Here is a 19,430-nt window from a genome sequence, read left to right as displayed (position 1 = left end):
TGTCCGTGTTCCTCACTGCGCTGCCAGCGCGAGCTTGCCGGCAGCGGAGAGCGCGGCCTGATAGTTGGTGATCAGCTTGTCGACCGCCTGCCCCGTCACGTTGAAGACGGGCGTCGGATAGACGCCGAAGAAGATCGTCAGCACGACCAGCGGAACGAGAATGGCGATCTCGCGACGCGACAGGTCGAACATCGACTTGAGGTTCGCCTTGTCCAGCGCACCCATGATCACCTTGCGGTAGAGCCACAGGCCGTAGCTTGCCGACAGGATGACGCCGGAAGTGGCGAAGGCTGCGACCCAGGTGTTAGCGCGGAAGATGCCGATCAGGACCATGAACTCGCCGACGAAGCCGCTGGTACCCGGCAGGCCGACATTCGCCATGGTGAAGACGAGGAAGGCCGTCGCGTAGAAGGGCATCCGGTTGACGAGGCCGCCATAGGCCGCGATCTCGCGGGTGTGCATCCGGTCGTAGATGACGCCGACGCAGAGGAAGAGCGCGCCCGACACGATGCCGTGCGACAGCATCTGGAAGATCGCGCCTTCGACGCCCTGGGCGTTCATCGTGAAGATGCCCATCGTGACGTAGCCCATGTGGGCGACCGACGAGTAGGCGATCAGCTTCTTCATGTCGGTCTGAACGAGCGCCACCAGCGAGGTGTAGATGATGGCGATGACGGAGAGCGTGTAGATCAACGGCGCGAAATCGGCCGAGGCGATCGGGAACATCGGCAGCGAGAAGCGCAGGAAGCCGTAGCCGCCCATCTTCAGCAGGACGCCGGCCAGGATGACCGAGCCCGCCGTCGGCGCCTCGACGTGCGCATCCGGCAACCAGGTGTGCACCGGCCACATCGGCATCTTCACCGCGAAGGAGGCGAAGAAAGCGAGCCAGAGCCAGGTCTGCATCGAGGCCGGGAACTGGTGGTCGAGCAGCGTCGGGATGTCCGTCGTGCCGGCCTGCCAGTACATCGCCATGATGGCGAGCAGCATCAGCACCGAGCCGAGCAGCGTGTAGAGGAAGAACTTGAACGCCGCATACACGCGCCGCTGACCACCCCAGACGCCGATGATCAGGAACATCGGGATCAGGCCGGCTTCGAAGAAGACGTAGAACAGGAACAGGTCCATCGCGCAGAACACGCCGATCATCAGCGTTTCGAGCACGAGGAAGGCGATCATGTACTCCTTGAAGCGGATCTTCACGGAGTACTTGGACGCCACGATGCAGGCCGGCATCAGGAAGGTCGTCAGGATGACGAACAGCATCGAGATGCCGTCGACGCCCATCGAGTAGGAGATCTTGCCGCCGAGCCATTCGCTGCGCTCGACGAACTGGAAGCCGGCGCTCGAATTGTCGAAGTCGACCCAGATCAAGATCGACACCAGGAAGGTGACGATCGTGGTCCAGAGCGAGATCCAATAGACGTTGCGCCGCGCCGCGGCGTCATCGCCGCGGATCAGCAGAAGCAGGAGTGCGCCGACCGTTGGCAGGAAGGTAACGGTCGAGAGGATCGGCCAGTCAGTCATCTAAAACCCCTCAACCCGCAAACATCATCCACGTGACCAGCGCAGCGACGCCGATCAGCATGGCAAAGGCATAATGGTACACGTAGCCGGACTGCAGCCGGATCACCCGGTTGGTGACGTCGACGACGCGCGCCGAAATGCCATCCGGACCCAGACCGTCGATCACCATCCCGTCGCCCTTCTTCCACAGGAAGCGGCCGAGCGCCCTCGCCGGTCGAACGAACAGGAAGTCGTAGATCTCGTCGAAGTACCACTTGTTCAGCAGGAACCGGTAGAGCACCGGCTGCTCGGCGGCGAGGCGCTTCGGCGTCTCGGGCGAGCGGATGTAGAACCAGTAGGCGACCGCCAGGCCGAGCACCATGGCGATGAACGGCGAGTACTTCACGAGCGACGGAACGCTGTGCATCTCGTGCAGGATGTGGTTGTCCGGATTGGTGAACAGCGCACCCTTCCAGAACTCGGCATATCCCTCGCCGATGAACTGGTTGGCGAAGACCATGCCGGCGAACAGGGCGCCGATCGACAGCACCAGCAGCGGCACGGTCATGACCGGCGGCGACTCGTGCACATGGCTCATGACCTCGGCCGAAGCGCGGGGCTTGCCGTGGAACGTCATGAAGATCAGGCGCCAGGAGTAGAACGAGGTCATCAGCGCGGCGGCCACCGTCAGGACGAAGGCGTAGCCGGAGAAGGTGTTGTGACCGACGAAGGCACTCTCGATGATCGCGTCCTTCGAATAGTAGCCGGCGGTCAGCGGGAAGCCGGTCAGCGCCAGCGTACCGATGATCATCGTCCAGTAGGTTAGCGGGATCTTCTTCCTGAGGCCGCCCATATGGCGCATGTCCTGCTGGCCCGAGACGGCATGGATCACCGAACCGGCGCCGAGGAACAGCAGCGCCTTGAAGAAAGCGTGCGTGAACAGGTGGAACACGCCAGCGCCATACGCACCGACGCCGAGCGCGACGAACATGTAACCGAGCTGCGAACAGGTCGAGTAGGCGATGACGCGCTTGATGTCGTTCTGGACCAGGCCGACCGTGGCGGCGAAGAACGCCGTCGTCGCACCAAAGAAGGTCACGACCGTCAGCGCCGTCGGCGCCAGGTCGAACAGCGGCGACATGCGGGCGACCATGAACACGCCCGCGGTCACCATGGTGGCGGCGTGGATCAGCGCGGAGACCGGCGTCGGGCCTTCCATCGCGTCCGGCAGCCAGGTGTGCAGCAGGAACTGCGCCGACTTGCCCATCGCACCGATGAAAAGAAGGATGCAGATCGCCGTCAGCGCATCAAAGTCCCAGGACAGGAAATGGATCGTCTGGCCGGCGACGCTGCCGGTATTGGCGAAGATGGTGTCGAACTCGACCGAGCCGAACATCACGAAGATGGCGAAGATGCCGAGCGCGAAGCCGAAATCGCCGACGCGGTTGACGACGAACGCCTTCATCGCGGCTGCGTTGGCGGCCGGACGCTTGAACCAGAAGCCGATCAGCAGATAGGAGGCAAGACCGACGCCCTCCCAGCCGAAGAACATCTGGAACAGGTTGTCCGACGTCACCAGCATCAGCATGGCGAAGGTGAAGAGCGACAGATAGGCGAAGAAGCGCGGCCGGTGCTCGTCATGGCTCATATAGCCGATCGAGTAGAGGTGCACGAGCGACGAGACCGAGGTGACGACGACGAGCATCATCGCGGTCAGCGTGTCGACGCGCAGCGCCCAATCGAAGGAGAGCGTGCCAGAGGTCACCCAGGGCAGCACCTTGATCCGCACCGCCTCGCCTTCCGGCGAACCGATCGTCAGGAAGGCGATCCAGGAGAGAACCGCCGAGACCAGCAGCAGGCCGGTGGTGATCAGCTCCGCCGGGCGCGAACCCGGAGCGGCGGCGTGATGGTGATCATGGCCATGATCGTCATGACCATGGTCGCCATGGCCGTGATGGTCATGATCGTGCCCATGCGCCGCATGATCATGATGCGTGTCGACCCCGTCGGCGGGGGCGCCGACCATGGCAGCGGTATAGCTGCCACGGAGCGCGATGATGCCCGCCAGAAAGAAGCCCAGGAGCGGGAGGAAGACGATGGCTGAATACATGGCAGGCCTCAGCCCTTCATCATGTTGATGTCTTCCACCGCGATCGAGCCACGGTTGCGGAAGTAGACGACGAGGATGGCAAGGCCGATGGCCGATTCAGCGGCCGCGACGGTCAAGACCAGGAGCGCGAAGACCTGCCCGACGAGATCGCCCAGGAAGGACGAGAACGCCACGAAGTTGAGATTGACGGCGAGCAGGATCAGCTCGACCGACATCAGGATGACGATCACGTTCTTCCGGTTCAGGAAGATGCCGAACACGCCGATCGTGAACAGGATCGCCGCGACCGACAGATAATGGGAGAGACCAATTGCCATGGGGTGTTCCTCGTCTCTCGCTCAGATGCCCTTGCCGGGCTCGACGGAGTGCAGTTCGACTTTCTGCGTCCGCGCGACCTGGTCGGCGATGTTCTGCCGCTTGACCCGCGGCTTGTGGCGCAACGTCAGCACGATGGCGCCGATCATGGCCACCAGCAGCACGAAGCCGGCGATCTGGAAGAAGAAGATGTAGTGGGTGTAGAGCAGCCGCCCGATCGCTTCCGTATTGGAAATCTGCGCCATGTCCGGGATGGGCTGGACCGGGTTGCCGGCGACATTGGGCGCGAAGGCCCAGCCGCTCAGCACGATCAACAGCTCGGCCAGCAACACGACACCGATCAGCCCGCCAACCGGCAGATACTGCAGGAAGCCCTGGCGCAGTTCCGTGAAGTCCACGTCGAGCATCATGACGACGAACAGGAACAGCACCGCGACGGCGCCGACATAGACTACCACCAGCATCATCGCCAGGAACTCCGCGCCCAGCATCACGAAGAGGCCGGCCGCGTTGAAAAAGGCGAGGATCAGGAAGAGCACGGAGTGCACGGGATTACGCGACGAGATCACCATCAGCGCCGAGGCGATGGTGATGCCCGAAAACAGATAAAAGAAAATGGTATGCAGGATCATGATCCGTGCCCTCGGACAGCGCGGCAAGCCGCGGCATCCCTCCAAAATTGCGTCGGAACCACACCCCGCCTAGCGGTAGGGTGCGTCCATGCTGATATTCTGCGCGATCTCGCGCTCCCACCGGTCGCCATTCGCGAGAAGCTTTTCCTTGTCGTAGTAAAGCTCCTCGCGCGTTTCCGTCGCGAACTCGAAATTCGGTCCCTCGACGATGGCGTCGACAGGGCATGCTTCCTGGCAGAAGCCGCAATAGATGCACTTCACCATGTCGATGTCGTAGCGCGTGGTCCGGCGCGTGCCGTCATTGCGGCGCGGACCGGCCTCGATCGTGATCGCCTGGGCGGGGCAGATGGCCTCGCACAGCTTGCAGGCGATGCAGCGCTCTTCACCGTTCGGATAGCGGCGCAGCGCATGCTCGCCGCGGAAGCGCGGGCTCAGCGCCCCCTTCTCGAACGGATAGTTCACGGTCTTCTTCGGCGCAAAGAAATAGCGCATCGCCAGGAAGAAGGCGGACACGAATTCCGTCAGGAAGATCGACTTGGCGGTCTGGTCGAGGCGCATCACGGTGCCCATCCCATGGTCTGCAGAACAACGGCGACCACGACGACCATACCCAGCGAGATCGGCAGGAATACCTTCCAGCCCAGACGCATCAGCTGGTCGTAGCGGTAGCGCGGCACGAAGGCCTTCACCATCGAGAACATGAAGAAGACCAGGGAGCCCTTCAGCACGAACCAGACGATGCCCGGCACCCAGGTGAAGGGCGCGACGTTCACCGGCGGCAACCAGCCTCCCAGGAACAGGATGGTCGTCATGGCGCACATCAGGCAGATCGATGCGTACTCGCCGAGCATGAACATCATGTACGGGGTCGAGCCATATTCCGACATGAAGCCGGCGACGAGCTCGGATTCCGCTTCGACGAGATCGAAGGGGGGACGGTTGGTCTCCGCCAGCGCCGAGATGAAGAAGATCACGAACATCGGCAGCAGAGCGAGCCAGTACCAGTCCAGGAAGCTTCCCGGCAGGCCGAGCTTGGTCCCGAGACCGGTCTGCTGCGACATGACGATGTCTGTGAGGTTCAGCGAACCGACGCAGAGCAGCACGGTGACGATCACGAAGCCGATCGAGACTTCATAGGAGACCATCTGGGCGGCGGCGCGCAGCGACGACAGGAATGGGTACTTCGAGTTCGAAGCCCAGCCGCCCATGATGACGCCGTACACGCCGAGCGACGAGATCGCCAGCAGGTAGAGCACGCCCACATTGAGGTTGGCGATCACCCAGCCGAAATTGAACGGGATCACCGCCCAGCCGGCGAGCGCCAGCGTCACCGTGACGAGCGGCGCGAGCAGGAAGATGCCCTTGTTGGCGCCGGACGGAATGACCGGCTCCTTGAGGACGAACTTCAGCAGATCCGCGAAGGACTGGAACAGGCCGAAGGCGCCGACGACGTTCGGGCCGCGACGCATCTGCACCGCCGCCCAGATCTTGCGGTCGGCAAGCAGGACATAGGCGATGAACACCAGCAGCAGCACGAGCACAAGCAGGCTCTGCCCGACCATGATCGCGCCAGGGATGAGGTAGTTTTCGACGAAGCCGTTCATTCCCGCCTCACTCCGCAGCAGCGGCAAGCTGGCCGGCCGCGAGCGCCGAGCATTCCGCCATGATGGCGGAGGCGCGGGCGATCGGGTTGGTCAGGTAGAAATCATGGATCGGATTGGCGAAAGCCGCCCAGCCGAGCGAGCCGCCGGCCGAAGCCAGCGCCGCCACGTCGGCGAAATCGCCGGCGCGGACCGTGTCGACGGCCGCGAGATGCGGATGGGCCGCATAGAGCGCCCTGCGCAGTTCGCCGAGCGAATCGAAGGGCAGCTTGTGGCCGAGCACGTCGGACAGGGCACGAAGAATGGCCCAGTCCTCGCGCGCGTCGCCGGGCGGAAAGCCGGCCCGGTTGGCGATCTGCACGCGGCCCTCGGTATTGACGAAGGTGCCGGACTTCTCGGTATAGGCCGCTCCCGGCAGGATGACGTCGGCGCGGTGCGCGCCCGCGTCGCCATGGGTGCCGATATAGACGACGAAGGCCGAGCCGAGGCTCGTGGTGTCGATCTCGTCGGCGCCGAGCAGGAAGAGTACGTCAAGCGCGCCCTGCCCTGCGGCGGAAACCATGCCGGCGACATCCAGTCCGCCTTCCGCCGGGACGAAGCCGACGTCGAGCGCGCCGACGCGCGAAGCGGCGGTGTGCAGCACGGCGAGGCCGTTCCAGCCTTCGTCACGACCCGGAGCCGACGCAATGGCAGCGGCTGCGGCCAGCACGGCCTTGCCGTCGTCGCGGGCGAGAGCGCCCTGCCCGACGATGACGATCGGCCGCTTGGCATTGGCGAGGATCTCGCCGAACGCGCCCTTGCCGGCTGCGATCTCGCCGAGAGTCTCGGGACCGGCGCCGAGGTAGTCATGCGGGTAGGTCAGGTCGACATGCTCACCGACGACGCCGATGCGCACATTGCCGGCGCGCCAGCGCTTGCGGATCCGCGCGTTCAGCACCGACGCTTCCTTGCGCGGATTGGCGCCGACGATGAGGATTGCGTCCGCCTGCTCGATGCCGGCGATGGTCGGGTTGAACAGGTAGCTCGCACGGCCCAGCGCCGGATCGAGCTTCGCGCCATCCTGGCGGGCGTCGAGATTAGCGGAGCCCAGCGAACCGATCAGCGCCTTCAGAGCATAGAGCTCTTCGACGGCGGCCAGATCACCGGCGATGGCGCCGATCTTCGAACCCGAGGTCGCGTTGACGCGGTCAGCAATGGCGGCGAAGGCCTCAGCCCACGAAACCGGCTTGAGGCGACCGTCGACGCGCAGATACGGACGGTCGAGGCGCTGCGTGCGCAGGCCGTCCCAGATGAAGCGCGTCTTGTCCGAGATCCACTCTTCATTGACCGCCTCGTTGAGGCGCGGCAGCACGCGCATCACTTCGCGGCCGCGCGTGTCAACGCGGATGTTCGAACCGACGGCATCCATGACGTCGATCGACTCGGTCTTGGTCAGTTCCCAGGGACGGGCCTGGAAGGCATAGGGCTTGGAGGTCAGCGCGCCGACCGGGCAAAGGTCGATGACGTTGCCCTGCAGCTCCGACGAAAGCGCCTTCTCGAGATAGGTCGTGATCTCGGCGTCCTCGCCACGGCCGATCAGGCCGAGCTCGGAGATGCCGGCGACTTCCGTGGTGAAGCGGACGCAACGCGTGCAGTGGATGCAGCGGTTCATCGACGTCTTCACCAGCGGGCCGATATGCTTGTCTTCGACGGCGCGCTTGTTCTCGGCGAAGCGGTTCTTGTCCACGCCATAGGCCATGGCCTGGTCCTGCAGATCGCACTCGCCGCCCTGATCGCAGATCGGGCAGTCCAGCGGGTGGTTGATCAGCAGGAACTCCATCACGCCTTCGCGTGCCTTCTTCACCATGGGCGACTTGGTGAGCATGACCGGCGGCTCGCCGTTCGGGCCCGGACGCAGGTCGCGCACGTTCATGGCGCAGGAAGCGGTCGGCTTCGGCGGTCCGCCCTTTACCTCGACGAGGCACATGCGGCAATTGCCGGCGATCGACAGACGCTCGTGGAAGCAGAAACGCGGCACTTCGGCGCCCGCAGCTTCCGCCGCCTGCAGCAGCGTGTAGTCCGGCGGAACGTCGACTTCGATGCCGTCAACGATAATCTTGGCCATGATTTACTCCGCCGCTTCCATCATCTGCCGTTCGACCGGCCTGGGGTTGCGGGAATAGAGGTCGATCCGCTCCTCGATCTCGTGCCGGAAATGCCGGATCAGGCCCTGGATGGGCCATGCCGCGGCGTCGCCGAGCGCGCAGATCGTGTGGCCTTCGACCTGGGTCGTGACCTGGAGGAGCATGTCGATTTCGCGCTTCTCGGCTTCGCCGCGCGCCATGCGGTCGATCACGCGCCACATCCAGCCGGTGCCTTCGCGGCACGGCGTGCACTGGCCGCAGCTCTCATGCTTGAAGAAGTAAGCGATGCGGGCGATGGCGCGGATGACGTCGGTCGACTTGTCCATGACGAGCACGCCGGCCGTGCCGAAGCTCGACTTCACGGCGCGGGTGCCGTCGAAGTCCATGATGAGGTCTTCGCACTGGTCGGCCGGGATGATCGGGCAGGAAGCGCCGCCGGGGATGATCGCCTTCAGATTATCCCAGCCGCCGCGAATGCCGCCGCCATGCTTCTCGATCAATTCCTTGAACGGGATGCCCATCGCCTCTTCGACGATGCAGGGGGTGTTCACATGGCCGGAGATGCCGAACAGCTTGGTGCCGACATTGTTGGCGCGACCGATCGAGGAGAACCAGGCGGGACCGCGACGCAGGATGGTCGGGGCGACCGCGATGCTCTCGACGTTGTTGACCGTCGTCGGGCAGCCATAGAGACCGACATTCGCCGGGAACGGCGGCTTCAGGCGCGGCTGGCCCTTCTTGCCTTCAAGGCTTTCGAGCAGAGCCGTCTCTTCGCCGCAGATATAGGCGCCGGCGCCATGGGCGACATAGATATCCATGTCCCAGCCATGGACGTTGTTCTTGCCGATCAGGCGCGCGTCATAGGCCTGGTCGATGGCGGCCTGCAGATGCTCGCGCTCGCGGATGAATTCACCGCGCACATAGATGTAGGCGACATGGGCGCCCATCGCGAAGCCGGCAATCAGCGCGCCTTCGACGAGATGGTGCGGGTCGTGGCGCAGGATCTCGCGATCCTTGCAGGTACCCGGCTCGGATTCATCGGCATTGATGACGAGGTAGTGCGGCCGGCCGTCGTTCTGCTTGGGCATGAACGACCATTTCAGGCCAGTCGGGAAACCGGCGCCGCCACGGCCGCGCAGGCCCGAGGCCTTCATCTGGTCGACGATCCAGTCGCGTCCAGCCTCGAGGATGGTCTTGGTGCCATCCCACGAGCCGCGCTTCAGCGCGCCCTGCAGGCCCCAGTCATGATGACCGTAGATATTCGTGAAGATGCGGTCTTTGTCCGAAAGCATCGTCCGCCCCTCTACTCTTTCTTGCCCGCGTCCGGGCGGACGGCAGGGTCCGACGCCGGTACGGTCTGGTTGACCTGATTGGGAACCTTTTCCTTGTCGGCCTCGCCCTGCGCCTTGACGGCGGGAGCAACGGGCGGCTCGGCAGGCTTATTGTCGACGGGAGCGGGATTGGCTGCGGCGCGGGCGGCTTCCTCGGCAGCGGCTGCGCGGGCGGCGATCGCCTCGCGGGCTGCGGCCAGGCCGGCGCCCTGGCCGACCATCGATCCGTCATAGAGTTCCGGGGTCGTCAGCGCGCGGAAGCCACCGACGGGCGCCGAATGATGGCGCTCGATTTGCGGACCGGGCTTGATCGGCCGGTCCGCCTGGATGTCGTCGATCAGCTTGTCGAGGGTCTCGACCGTCAGATCTTCGTAGGTATCCGGCACGATCTGCAGCATGGGCGCGTTCACGCAGGCGCCGAGGCACTCGACTTCTTCCCACGACAGATTGCCATCGGCCGAGACGTGGAACGGCTCGGGATGGATGCGCTCGCGGCAGCGGTCGATCAGCTTGTTGGCGCCACGCAGCATGCAGGGCGTGGTGCCGCAGACCTGGATGTGCGCCTTCTTGCCGACCGGGGCCAGCAGGAACATCGTGTAGAAGGTGGCAACCTCGAGGACGCGGATATAGGGCATGTCGAGGAACTCGCCGACCCAACGGATCGCGGGTTCCGACACCCAGCCTTCCTGCTCCTGAATGCGCCAGAGCAGCGGAATGACGGCAGAGGCCTGCTTCCCTTCCGGGAACTTCAGCAACTGCTTTTCAGCCCAGGCCAGATTGTCCGGCGAGATGGCGAAGCTTTGCGGCTGCTCGGATGCGAGACGACGTACGGACATTAGCGGTCAACCTCTCCGAACACGATATCGATGGAGCCCAGCACCGCGGAGACGTCGGCCAGCATGTGGCCACGGCACAAGAAGTCCATCGACTGGAGATGCGCGAAACCGGGAGCGCGGATCTTGCAGCGATATGGCTTGTTCGAGCCGTCCGCCACCAGATAGACGCCGAATTCGCCCTTCGGCGCCTCGACGGCCGCGTACACCTCGCCGGCGGGCACATGGTAGCCCTCGGTGTAGAGCTTGAAGTGATGAATCAGCGCTTCCATCGAGCGCTTCATCTCGCCGCGCTTCGGCGGAACGATTTTGTTGTCGGTGTAGGAAACCGGGCCAGTCTTCTCGGTGCCGAGCAGGCGCTTCACGCACTGCTTCATGATCCGGATCGACTCGCGCATCTCCGCCATGCGGACGAGATAGCGATCATAATTGTCGCCATGCACGCCGGTCGGGATGTCGAATTCGAGTTCCGAATAGCACTCGTAAGGCTGTGAACGGCGCAGATCCCATGCTGCGCCCGTGCCGCGGATCAGCACGCCCGAATAGCCCCACTTCCAGGCCTCTTCCTGCGTCAGCACGCCGATATCGACATTGCGCTGCTTGAAGATGCGGTTGCCCGTGACGAGACGATCGAGATCGTCGAGCCGGCGCAGATAGGGATCGCAGAAATCGCCGATATCGCGGACGAGCTGCTCCGGGATGTCCTGGTGGACGCCGCCGGGCCGGAAATACGCAGCGTGCATCCGGGAGCCGGACGCGCGCTCGTAGAAGATCATCAGCTTTTCGCGTTCCTCGAAGCCCCAGAGCGGCGGCGTCAGCGCGCCGCAGTCCATCGCCCAGGTCGTCACATTCAGGATGTGCGACAGGAGACGGCCCATCTCGGAGAAGAGGACACGGATCAGCTGGCCACGCTTCGGCACTTCGATCTCGAGCATCTTTTCGACGGCGAGCGCGAAGGCATGCTCCTGGTTCATCGGCGCGGCATAGTCGAGCCGGTCGAAATAGGGCACCGCCTGAAGATAGGTCTTGGTCTCGATCAGCTTCTCGGTGCCGCGATGCAGCAGGCCGATATGCGGATCGACGCGATCGACGATTTCACCATCGAGCTCCAGCACCAGACGCAGCACGCCGTGCGCGGAAGGATGCTCGGGACCGAAGTTGATATTGAATGGACGAACCTGGGCTTCTGCCATGGGTGCCTCAGCTCGGCTTCTGTTCGGGCTTGGGAGCTTCCTTGGCCTTCTCGTCGCCCGGCAGCACGTAGTCCGTGCCTTCCCAGGGGGAGAGGAAGTCAAAGTCGCGGAATTCCTGCGTCAGCTTGACGGGCTCGTACACGACCCGCTTCTGCTGGTCGTCATAGCGAACCTCGACATAGCCGGTCAGCGGAAAATCCTTGCGCAGCGGATGTCCTTCGAAGCCGTAGTCGGTGAGCAGGCGGCGCAGGTCCGGGTGACCGGTGAACAGGATGCCGTACATGTCATAGGCTTCGCGCTCGAACCAGTCCGCGCCCGGAAGCACGGAGGTGATCGAGCGAACCGGCGTCACGTCATCCGTCTCCAGCTTCAGCCGGATGCGGAGGTTCCGCGTCGGGCTCAGCAGGTGATAGACGACGTCGAAACGCATCTCGCGCTGCGGGTAGTCGACACCGCAGACATCGATGATGCTGATGAAGCCGGTATTCGCATCGCGCTGGAGCCAGGTGACGAGATCGAGGATCGCGTCGCGCTGCACGGTGACGGTGAGCTCGCCATAGGCGACCTCGAAGCCGATAACATCGCTCGCGCGCTGCGCGACGATGTAGTCACCGAGCTCTTTGAGGGTCTCTTCCATGCTGTACCTTCAGCGCTCGATGGTGCCGGTGCGGCGGATCTTCTTCTGCAGCAGCAGAACGCCATAGAGCAGCGCCTCGGCCGTCGGCGGACAGCCCGGAACGTAGATGTCGACGGGGACGACGCGGTCGCAGCCGCGCACCACCGAATAGGAATAGTGATAGTAGCCGCCGCCATTGGCGCAGCTGCCCATCGAGATGACGTAGCGCGGCTCCGGCATCTGGTCGTAGACCTTGCGGAGCGCGGGCGCCATCTTGTTGGTCAAGGTGCCGGCGACGATCATCACGTCCGACTGGCGCGGCGAACCGCGCGGCGCGAAGCCGAAGCGCTCGACGTCGTAACGCGGCATCGAGACCTGCATCATCTCGACGGCGCAGCAGGCGAGGCCGAACTGCATCCACATCAGCGAGCCGGTACGAGCCCAGGTGATCAGGTCGTCAGCGGCGGCGACCAGGAAGCCCTTGTCGGCCAGCTCGTTGTTGACGTCCATGAAAAAGGGATCGTCATGGCCCAGCGGGCGGCCAGACGCATCGACAAGCCCCTTCGGCCGCTGCGCGACCTGGGTGCCAGAGGTTCCGCTCAATCCCATTCGAGCGCTCCCTTCTTCCATTCGTAGATGAAGCCGATCGTGAGCACGGCCAGGAAGCTCATCATCGACCAGAAGCCGAACCAGCCGAGATCCCCGAACACGACGGCCCACGGGAACAGGAAGGCGACTTCGAGATCAAAGATGATGAACAGAATTGCGACGAGATAGAACCGGACGTCGAACTTCATGCGCGCATCGTCGAAGGCGTTGAAGCCGCACTCATAGGCGGAGAGCTTCTCGGGATCCGGATTGCGATAGGCGACAAGGAACGGTGAAATCAGCAGCGCCAGACCGATCACGAGGGCGATCCCGAGGAACACGACGATCGGAAGGTATTCGCGCAACAGGTCTTCCATGAATCCGGCTCCGTTGCTCCATCCCGAGCAGCCGCGCCGCTGCCTCAGGATGGTGCGGCGCAAAAAGGCCGCCAAGCGTTTCACTCAACTACGATATCGGCCGGCCGCGAAAAGGCGGCGATCCGCCGGGGCGGCGGTCGAAACATGAGGCGAGGCTTATCGGAGGCGAACAGACGTGGCAAGCCCCAAGCCCACTCGGAGGAAGCGCCCTGGAGCCCCACCGTAGCGCATCCCGGCTGAAAACCGGCAAAAATTAGAACTGGAAGAATGAAAGCAATCGGGTGTGCGGCGAGATGTCCCGCCGAAAGGCGCGGAAACCGCCCGATTGCCGGCGGAAACCGAGAGTTCACCATAAGGGCGGCTTTCCATAAAAATGGGGGCGAATCGCCCCCATTTTTCTCAGCCTGTGCTTCCGGAGATACGGTCCCGCCTGCGCCGTCAGCGCCGCCCTATCGCGCGCCCGAAACCTGATTCTTCAGCATGCCGATTATGGCCGTCAGGATCGCGCCGCCGGCACCGCCGCCAACGATGTCCGTGACGATCTTGCCGATGTCCATGCCGGCCATCGCGGCACCCGCGTCCGGAGCAGCGCCACCCATCACGGCCTGCAGAATCTGGCCCAGAATAATGCCGCCGACGCCGCCGGCGATCGAATTCCCGGTCGTCCCGAGGCTCCTCTCCTTGAGCGCCGCGCCGGCCGCGTTGCCGCCAATCAGGCCGGCAACCACCTGTAGGATCAAAGGCAGTAGAGTTTCCATGAGAACCCCCTGATATGCCGACCGGATTCGAATCATTCGTGACCGAGATCAGCAACAGGATGATAAACTTGTCACGGTTCTCGATCTAATCTTATCGTCATTGCGCCGCAGCATAAGTATTCGTCTCCGGCAGGCATCCTGCTGGCGCCGTTCGGCCCGATATCAACATCGCGACCACACCAGCCAGGTAGGGCCTCAAGCGTCCTTCGCCGGAATCCCGCCCTGGTTTCGCGGCGGGGCACCACGAGCCGGCGTCGGCGCGCTGCCGGGCAGCAGCCCGATGATGACGGCGGCGATCACTAGGCCCCCGACTGTCAGCAGAACCCTGTCCATGGCCACGGGAAGCGGATGCGCGGCGGGCCCGAGATCGAAGGCGAGCGCCACGGCTGTCAGGCAGAAGGTCCACGCGCCATAGCGCTTGGCGCCGATCGTCAGCATGGCGAACACGAGCCCGCCGACGAGCAACGCATGGAGCCAGGCGGCGCTGGCCCAGCCGAGGATCAATCCGCCCGCCGCGGCGCCGAGCAGGCTGCCGACGCCGCGCTGCTTCATGCGGCGCAGCGTCTCGGCCCGGGTCGGCTTGAGAACGCGGAGCGCCGCGGCCGGGAGCCATCCCGGATGCGAGCTTGGCACGAAGACCGCCGCCAGCGAGCCGAGCAGGCTCGTCACCGCCGCAGCGCCGAGAAAGCGCGTAGCGGCAGCCTCCCCTTCTCCCTTCGGAGCGGGCTTCGCCGGCGCCCTGGGAAGGACAGCGGCCGCGACGAGGCCGCCCCAAAGCGCGCCAGCGAGAAAGAGCCCGCCATAGGTCAGCCATCCGCCCGCGGGCATTTGACCGACCGCCAGGAAGAAGGCCAGCGCGCCCAATGCCACCGGCAGGCGCAGGGGGCCACCCCGGAGCTCGGCGGCAGCCTGCGCGAGCGCGGCCAGAATGGCGACGATGAAGAAGGCGGGGCTGCCGAGCGCGATGCTTGCGCCGAGGCCTGCGAAGAAGCTCAGGATCAGCGCGGAGGCCCCGAGCGTGGCAAACGGCCGGACAAGCGGCACGGTCGGGAAAGAAACGATCAGCAGGTACGCGCCAAAGGCGGCAACGGAACCGTTCCCGGCCTCCTCGACGGCGATGCCCACGGCCCATGGCGCCACCACGGCCAGCGCCAGCAGGAGCGAGCGCCGGATCCTGGCAAGATCTGCGCTTGGGGATGGCGGGGCAATGTCGGTTGGCATCGGCGGGCTCTCTTGGGAAAGACGGCTCCGCGCAGTCATAGAGGCACAGGCGAGATATGCAACCACCGCGCGAGCGCAACGCACGGCGCGCGCCAACTGCTGCAAAATGATGTCGATGGAGATTGGAAAAAATGGCGGGAGTGACGGGGCTCGAACCCGCGACCTCCGGCGTGACAGGCCGGCGCTCTAACCAACTGAGCTACACCCCCGCGGGTGCCCCTTTCGGGTCAATACGGCCTTGGCCGCATCGTGCAGAGAAACCGGAAGCGGATCGAACCCGAGAGGTCCGTGATGGCTTCCAATCCTTATCCAAGCCGATGGATGCAGTGCAATCCGAGGCTTGGTAAAATGAATGGCGGGAGTGACGGGGCTCGAACCCGCGACCTCCGGCGTGACAGGCCGGCGCTCTAACCAACTGAGCTACACCCCCGCTGGGGTCCCCTTCCGGGGGCGCCGCAGCTCGTCGCCGCGTCGTGTTGAGCGCTGAAGTACGGTACCGACCTATCCAAGTCAAGCACGCGATCCAGCGGTATTGTGGAAAACCGGATAAGCCGGCGAAAACCGCTGGAACCGGCCAAAAGCGCCCTTCCCTGCGTATGGACTAGGCGACTGGATGCGCATGAGCCGCACATTTCATGCACCCGGCCGAGAGGGCTTACGGCGAAATCGACACAGAGGCCCCAAGGAAGGGATTGCGAGCCCAACAAGGGGGACCAGAGCAGGGAAGAGGAGAGATGGGCGCAGGAGGCCGGCGCGCGTGGCGCGGAGGCATGGTGGGCGATGAGAGACTCGAACTCCCGACATCCTCGGTGTAAACGAGGCGCTCTACCAACTGAGCTAATCGCCCGCAGTGTCCTGCAGCGCCGAGACGTGTAGGCGAAAAGCGCCCTGCCTTACAAGTCCGGAAAGCGGGCCTTTCCGTCGCACGCACAAAATAAAACGGCCTCGCGCGGGAAGCGCAAGGCCGTAGAAACCCAACAAGCCAGGAATGGCTTAGTTGACGGCGTCCTTCAGGCCCTTGCCGGCCTTGAACTTCGGCGTCTTGGAAGCGGCGATCTGGATCGTCTCGCCGGTACGCGGATTGCGGCCTTCGCTCGCGGCGCGCGCGGCGACGCTAAAATTGCCGAAGCCAATGATCTTGACCTCGTCACCCGACTTCAGGGCAGCCGTGATCACGTCGAACGTGGCGTCGACAGCCTCGGCGGCGGCGGCCTTGGACGTGCCGGTACGCTCGGCGACGGCAGCGATGAGATCGTTCTTGTTAGCCATGGATGATCCTTTCTCAGGTCTTGAGCCGGGACGATTCGCATGACCCGACCGAGCGCGAGAAATCACTGAAAACGAGGCCAAAGGCAAGCGAAACTGGCGGAATTCTGCGCTTTTGACCGATATTTCGGTGAAATTGCACATGAAAACGCCCGCCGAGGTGGCGGGCGTCTCCGTTTTCGCAGGATTGAGCCGTTAGTGAGCGGTAAGAGCCGATGCCGGATCGTCCTCGGCAACGACCGTTTTATCGGCCACCACCTTGCTCTCATCCCATGTGATCGGCTCCGGCTTGCGCACCAGAGCGTGTGCCAGAACATCGTCCATACGGGCGACCGGAATGATCTCGAGGCCGTTCTTCACATTGTCCGGGATCTCGGCGAGATCCTTGGCATTGTCCTCGGGAATCATCACCGTCTTGATCCCGGCGCGAAGCGCCGCGAGCAGCTTTTCCTTCAATCCGCCGATCGGCAGGACGCGACCGCGCAGCGTGATCTCACCCGTCATGGCGACGTCCTTGCGGACGGCGATGCCAGTCATGGTCGAGACGATCGCCGTCACCATCGCGATGCCGGCCGAAGGTCCATCCTTGGGCGTCGCGCCTTCCGGCACGTGCACGTGGATGTCGCGCCGGTCGAACAGCGGCGGCTCGATGCCGAAATCGACGGCCCTCGAGCGGACATAGGATGCCGCCGCCGAGATCGATTCCTTCATCACGTCGCGCAGGTTGCCGGTGACGGTCATGCGGCCCTTGCCGGGCATCATGACGCCTTCGATCGTCAGGATCTCGCCGCCGACTTCCGTCCAGGCGAGGCCTGTCACGACGCCGACCTGATCCTCGAGCTCCGCCTCGCCGTAGCGATAATGCGGAACGCCGAGATATTCCTCGACGACCTTCTCGTTGACCTCGACCGACTTCACCTTCTTCAGCAGGATGTCCTTGACCGCCTTGCGGGCCAACGTGGCCAACTCGCGCTCAAGACTCCGGACGCCGGCTTCCCGCGTGTAGCGACGGATGACGAAACGCAGCGCCTCGTCGTCCAGCGAGAACTCCTTGTCGTTCAGGCCGTGGTTCTTCACGACCTTCGGCAACAGGTGGTTCTTGGCGATCGCCAGCTTCTCATCCTCGGTGTATCCGGCGATCCGGATGATCTCCATACGGTCCATCAACGGGCCGGGGATGTTCAGCGTGTTGGCGGTCGTCACGAACATCACGTTCGACAGGTCGTAGTCGACCTCGAGGTAATGATCGTTGAACGTGCTGTTCTGCTCCGGATCCAACACCTCGAGCAGCGCCGAAGACGGATCGCCGCGGAAGTCCTGGCCCATCTTGTCGATCTCGTCGAGCAGGAAGAGCGGATTGGCCTTCTTCGCCTTCTTCATCGACTGGATGACCTTGCCAGGCATCGAACCGATATAGGTGCGCCGATGGCCACGGATCTCGGCCTCGTCGCGCACGCCGCCGAGCGACATGCGGACATATTCACGGCCGGTTGCCTTGGCGATCGAACGAGCCAGCGAGGTCTTGCCGACGCCCGGAGGGCCGACGAGGCACAGGATCGGCCCCTTCAGCGTGTTGGCGCGGCTCTGCACGGCCAGATACTCGATGATCCGGTCCTTGACCTTGTCGAGGCTGTAGTGATCGGCATCGAGCACCTCCTGCGCGAAACGCAGGTCGTGCTTGACCTTGGAGCGCTTGCCCCACGGAATGCCGAGCAGCCAGTCGAGATAGTTGCGGACCACCGTCGCCTCGGCCGACATCGGCGACATCTGGCGGAGCTTCTTCAGCTCGCCCATCGCCTTCTCGTTGGCTTCCTTCGACAGCTTGGTCTTGGCGATGCGCTCCTCGAGTTCGGCGAGTTCGTCCTTGCCGTCCTCCTGGTCGCCCAGTTCTTTCTGGATCGCCTTCATCTGCTCGTTCAGATAGTACTCGCGCTGAGTCTTCTCCATCTGCCGCTTGACGCGGGAGCGGATGCGCTTTTCCACCTGAAGAACCGAAATCTCGCTCTCCATCAGGCCCAGCACACGCTCCAGGCGCGCGCCAACGGTCGGCAGAGCCAGAATGGCCTGCTTCTCCGGGATCTTGATGGCGAGATGCGAGGCGACCGTGTCGGCCAGCTTCGAATAATCGTCGATCTGCGTGACCGCGCCAACGACCTCGGGCGAGACCTTCTTGTTCAGCTTCACATAATTCTCGAACTCGGTAACCACCGAGCGCGACAGAGCCTCGACCTCGACCTTGTCGCCGAAGTCGTCGACAAGCACCGTGGCATAGGCCTCGTAATAGGATTCATGGTCGGTGTAGCGCTGGATCTCGGCCCGGGCGATGCCCTCGACCAGAACCTTGACGGTTCCGTCCGGCAGCTTCAGCAGCTGCAGCACGCTGGCGAGCGTGCCAACGGGGAAGATCGCCTCCGGCGACGGATCGTCGTCGCTGGCATTCTGCTGGGTCGCCAGCAGGATCTGCTTGTCCGCCCGCATCACCTCTTCCAGCGCACGGATCGACTTTTCTCGCCCGACGAAAAGCGGCACGATCATATGCGGGAACACGACGATGTCACGCAGCGGCAGGACCGGATAGAGTTCGTCGCCTGCTTCGAGGCCGATCGAACGCTTGGTATCAGCTGTCATGAGGCATTCCTTTCGAACCGGGTACGGCCCAAATTTGGCACCGTTCGGCTTGGGAGATGAGCCACCGGCTTGGGAGGATTAGCCGGCGGATCGACTCAGGGGTCGGAGCATCTTGCGATGCGTTGTCCATTAGGTGGCGTTGCACCATCGGGGTGTCAAGTTGTCCGGGCGATGCAGAATGCGGTTCCGATCCGGGTTTTCGTCGGCAGCCTTAGGACAGAGCACCTGCCCTGCCCGCTGTTGCCGCAAAGCCGCAGGAAATCGGCCGAAACGAGCGGTAGCTCCGTGGGATAGGCCATCGAAAGCGACAGCCCACGCTCGATCTGGGCCGAAGA

Annotated in this window: 17 protein-coding genes and 3 tRNA genes; all 20 read right to left on the bottom strand. The window is 63.8% G+C overall.

From position 1 onward, the window contains the following. Positions 1–12: 12 nt before the first annotated feature. Positions 13–1,524 carry an NADH-quinone oxidoreductase subunit M gene (locus ACHMWQ_RS13130; RefSeq protein WP_396307796.1) on the bottom strand — a complete coding sequence of 504 codons (1,512 nt, stop codon included), beginning with the start codon at positions 1,522–1,524 and terminating at the stop codon, positions 13–15. A 10-nt stretch (positions 1,525–1,534) separates the two neighbouring features. Continuing rightward, positions 1,535–3,613, bottom strand: coding sequence for an NADH-quinone oxidoreductase subunit L (gene nuoL / locus ACHMWQ_RS13125; RefSeq protein ID WP_396307795.1), 2,079 nt, complete (start codon positions 3,611–3,613; stop codon positions 1,535–1,537). Between the two features lie 8 nt (positions 3,614–3,621). Further along, on the bottom strand, positions 3,622–3,930 hold the full coding sequence (nuoK, locus tag ACHMWQ_RS13120; protein WP_266331896.1) for an NADH-quinone oxidoreductase subunit NuoK: 309 nt from the start codon (positions 3,928–3,930) through the stop codon (positions 3,622–3,624). 21 nt (positions 3,931–3,951) lie between these two features. Beyond that, positions 3,952–4,560 (bottom strand): NADH-quinone oxidoreductase subunit J, encoded by a 609-nt coding sequence (locus ACHMWQ_RS13115; protein ID WP_354548628.1) that lies wholly within the window; start codon positions 4,558–4,560, stop codon positions 3,952–3,954. Between the two features lie 69 nt (positions 4,561–4,629). Continuing rightward, positions 4,630–5,118: an NADH-quinone oxidoreductase subunit NuoI gene (gene nuoI, locus ACHMWQ_RS13110; RefSeq protein WP_266332368.1), complete on the bottom strand. Its 489-nt coding sequence runs from the start codon at positions 5,116–5,118 to the stop codon at positions 4,630–4,632. Continuing rightward, positions 5,118–6,164, bottom strand: coding sequence for an NADH-quinone oxidoreductase subunit NuoH (nuoH, locus tag ACHMWQ_RS13105; RefSeq protein ID WP_354548627.1), 1,047 nt, complete (start codon positions 6,162–6,164; stop codon positions 5,118–5,120). Before nuoH ends, nuoI begins: the two co-directional genes overlap by 1 nt. A 7-nt stretch (positions 6,165–6,171) precedes the next feature. Next, complete coding sequence (gene nuoG, locus ACHMWQ_RS13100; protein WP_396307794.1) at positions 6,172–8,265, bottom strand: NADH-quinone oxidoreductase subunit NuoG; 2,094 nt, start codon at positions 8,263–8,265, stop codon at positions 6,172–6,174. Between the two features lie 3 nt (positions 8,266–8,268). Further along, complete coding sequence (gene nuoF, locus ACHMWQ_RS13095; RefSeq protein ID WP_354548624.1) at positions 8,269–9,576, bottom strand: NADH-quinone oxidoreductase subunit NuoF; 1,308 nt, start codon at positions 9,574–9,576, stop codon at positions 8,269–8,271. 11 nt (positions 9,577–9,587) lie between these two features. Continuing rightward, on the bottom strand, positions 9,588–10,451 hold the full coding sequence (nuoE, locus tag ACHMWQ_RS13090) for an NADH-quinone oxidoreductase subunit NuoE (protein ID WP_354548622.1): 864 nt from the start codon (positions 10,449–10,451) through the stop codon (positions 9,588–9,590). Next, positions 10,451–11,641: an NADH-quinone oxidoreductase subunit D gene (locus ACHMWQ_RS13085; RefSeq protein WP_266331902.1), complete on the bottom strand. Its 1,191-nt coding sequence runs from the start codon at positions 11,639–11,641 to the stop codon at positions 10,451–10,453. The genes nuoE and ACHMWQ_RS13085 overlap by 1 nt, the downstream gene beginning before the upstream one ends. Positions 11,642–11,648: 7 nt before the next feature. Next, complete coding sequence (locus ACHMWQ_RS13080; RefSeq protein ID WP_396307793.1) at positions 11,649–12,278, bottom strand: NADH-quinone oxidoreductase subunit C; 630 nt, start codon at positions 12,276–12,278, stop codon at positions 11,649–11,651. A gap of 9 nt (positions 12,279–12,287) precedes the next feature. Continuing rightward, positions 12,288–12,866, bottom strand: a complete 579-nt coding sequence (locus ACHMWQ_RS13075) for an NADH-quinone oxidoreductase subunit B family protein (protein ID WP_266331904.1) — start codon at positions 12,864–12,866, stop codon at positions 12,288–12,290. Continuing rightward, positions 12,857–13,222 (bottom strand): NADH-quinone oxidoreductase subunit A, encoded by a 366-nt coding sequence (locus ACHMWQ_RS13070; RefSeq protein ID WP_266331905.1) that lies wholly within the window; start codon positions 13,220–13,222, stop codon positions 12,857–12,859. The genes ACHMWQ_RS13075 and ACHMWQ_RS13070 overlap by 10 nt, the downstream gene beginning before the upstream one ends. Positions 13,223–13,671: 449 nt before the next feature. After that, positions 13,672–13,980 carry a hypothetical protein gene (locus ACHMWQ_RS13065; RefSeq protein ID WP_354548617.1) on the bottom strand — a complete coding sequence of 103 codons (309 nt, stop codon included), beginning with the start codon at positions 13,978–13,980 and terminating at the stop codon, positions 13,672–13,674. A gap of 195 nt (positions 13,981–14,175) precedes the next feature. Then, positions 14,176–15,105, bottom strand: coding sequence for an FUSC family protein (locus ACHMWQ_RS13060; RefSeq protein ID WP_396307792.1), 930 nt, complete (start codon positions 15,103–15,105; stop codon positions 14,176–14,178). A gap of 228 nt (positions 15,106–15,333) precedes the next feature. After that, a tRNA-Asp gene (locus ACHMWQ_RS13055) sits at positions 15,334–15,410 on the bottom strand. A 144-nt stretch (positions 15,411–15,554) separates the two neighbouring features. Then, positions 15,555–15,631, bottom strand: a tRNA-Asp gene (locus ACHMWQ_RS13050). A gap of 341 nt (positions 15,632–15,972) precedes the next feature. Continuing rightward, positions 15,973–16,048 (bottom strand) — tRNA-Val (locus tag ACHMWQ_RS13045). A 146-nt stretch (positions 16,049–16,194) separates the two neighbouring features. Further along, on the bottom strand, positions 16,195–16,470 hold the full coding sequence (locus ACHMWQ_RS13040; RefSeq protein ID WP_266331908.1) for an HU family DNA-binding protein: 276 nt from the start codon (positions 16,468–16,470) through the stop codon (positions 16,195–16,197). 192 nt (positions 16,471–16,662) lie between these two features. Continuing rightward, positions 16,663–19,095, bottom strand: a complete 2,433-nt coding sequence (lon, locus tag ACHMWQ_RS13035) for an endopeptidase La (protein ID WP_396307791.1) — start codon at positions 19,093–19,095, stop codon at positions 16,663–16,665. Positions 19,096–19,430 lie beyond the last annotated feature (335 nt).

Source organism: Kaistia sp. UC242_56 (assembly GCF_044452255.1).
GTDB classification, from domain to species: Bacteria; Pseudomonadota; Alphaproteobacteria; order Rhizobiales; family Kaistiaceae; genus Kaistia; species Kaistia defluvii_A.
Note: the sequence above shows the minus strand (reverse complement) of the source record. Positions and strands in the feature narration are given on the sequence as shown.

Bases quoted from the DNA above. Each gene is read 5' to 3' on its own strand.
- ACHMWQ_RS13080 (WP_396307793.1), bottom strand. From the start codon at position 12,278: ATGGAAGAGACCCTCAAAGAGCTCGGTGACTACATCGTCGCGCAGCGC.
- nuoL (WP_396307795.1), bottom strand. From the start codon at position 3,613: ATGTATTCAGCCATCGTCTTCCTCCCGCTCCTGGGCTTCTTTCTGGCG.
- ACHMWQ_RS13065 (WP_354548617.1), bottom strand. From the start codon at position 13,980: ATGGAAACTCTACTGCCTTTGATCCTACAGGTGGTTGCCGGCCTGATT.
- ACHMWQ_RS13070 (WP_266331905.1), bottom strand. From the start codon at position 13,222: ATGGAAGACCTGTTGCGCGAATACCTTCCGATCGTCGTGTTCCTCGGG.
- nuoK (WP_266331896.1), bottom strand. From the start codon at position 3,930: ATGGCAATTGGTCTCTCCCATTATCTGTCGGTCGCGGCGATCCTGTTC.
- ACHMWQ_RS13130 (WP_396307796.1), bottom strand. From the start codon at position 1,524: ATGACTGACTGGCCGATCCTCTCGACCGTTACCTTCCTGCCAACGGTC.
- nuoE (WP_354548622.1), bottom strand. From the start codon at position 10,451: ATGTCCGTACGTCGTCTCGCATCCGAGCAGCCGCAAAGCTTCGCCATC.
- ACHMWQ_RS13040 (WP_266331908.1), bottom strand. From the start codon at position 16,470: ATGGCTAACAAGAACGATCTCATCGCTGCCGTCGCCGAGCGTACCGGC.
- ACHMWQ_RS13085 (WP_266331902.1), bottom strand. From the start codon at position 11,641: ATGGCAGAAGCCCAGGTTCGTCCATTCAATATCAACTTCGGTCCCGAG.
- ACHMWQ_RS13075 (WP_266331904.1), bottom strand. From the start codon at position 12,866: ATGGGATTGAGCGGAACCTCTGGCACCCAGGTCGCGCAGCGGCCGAAG.
- nuoH (WP_354548627.1), bottom strand. From the start codon at position 6,164: ATGAACGGCTTCGTCGAAAACTACCTCATCCCTGGCGCGATCATGGTC.
- nuoI (WP_266332368.1), bottom strand. From the start codon at position 5,118: ATGCGCCTCGACCAGACCGCCAAGTCGATCTTCCTGACGGAATTCGTG.
- nuoF (WP_354548624.1), bottom strand. From the start codon at position 9,576: ATGCTTTCGGACAAAGACCGCATCTTCACGAATATCTACGGTCATCAT.
- nuoG (WP_396307794.1), bottom strand. From the start codon at position 8,265: ATGGCCAAGATTATCGTTGACGGCATCGAAGTCGACGTTCCGCCGGAC.
- lon (WP_396307791.1), bottom strand. From the start codon at position 19,095: ATGACAGCTGATACCAAGCGTTCGATCGGCCTCGAAGCAGGCGACGAA.
- ACHMWQ_RS13115 (WP_354548628.1), bottom strand. From the start codon at position 4,560: ATGATCCTGCATACCATTTTCTTTTATCTGTTTTCGGGCATCACCATC.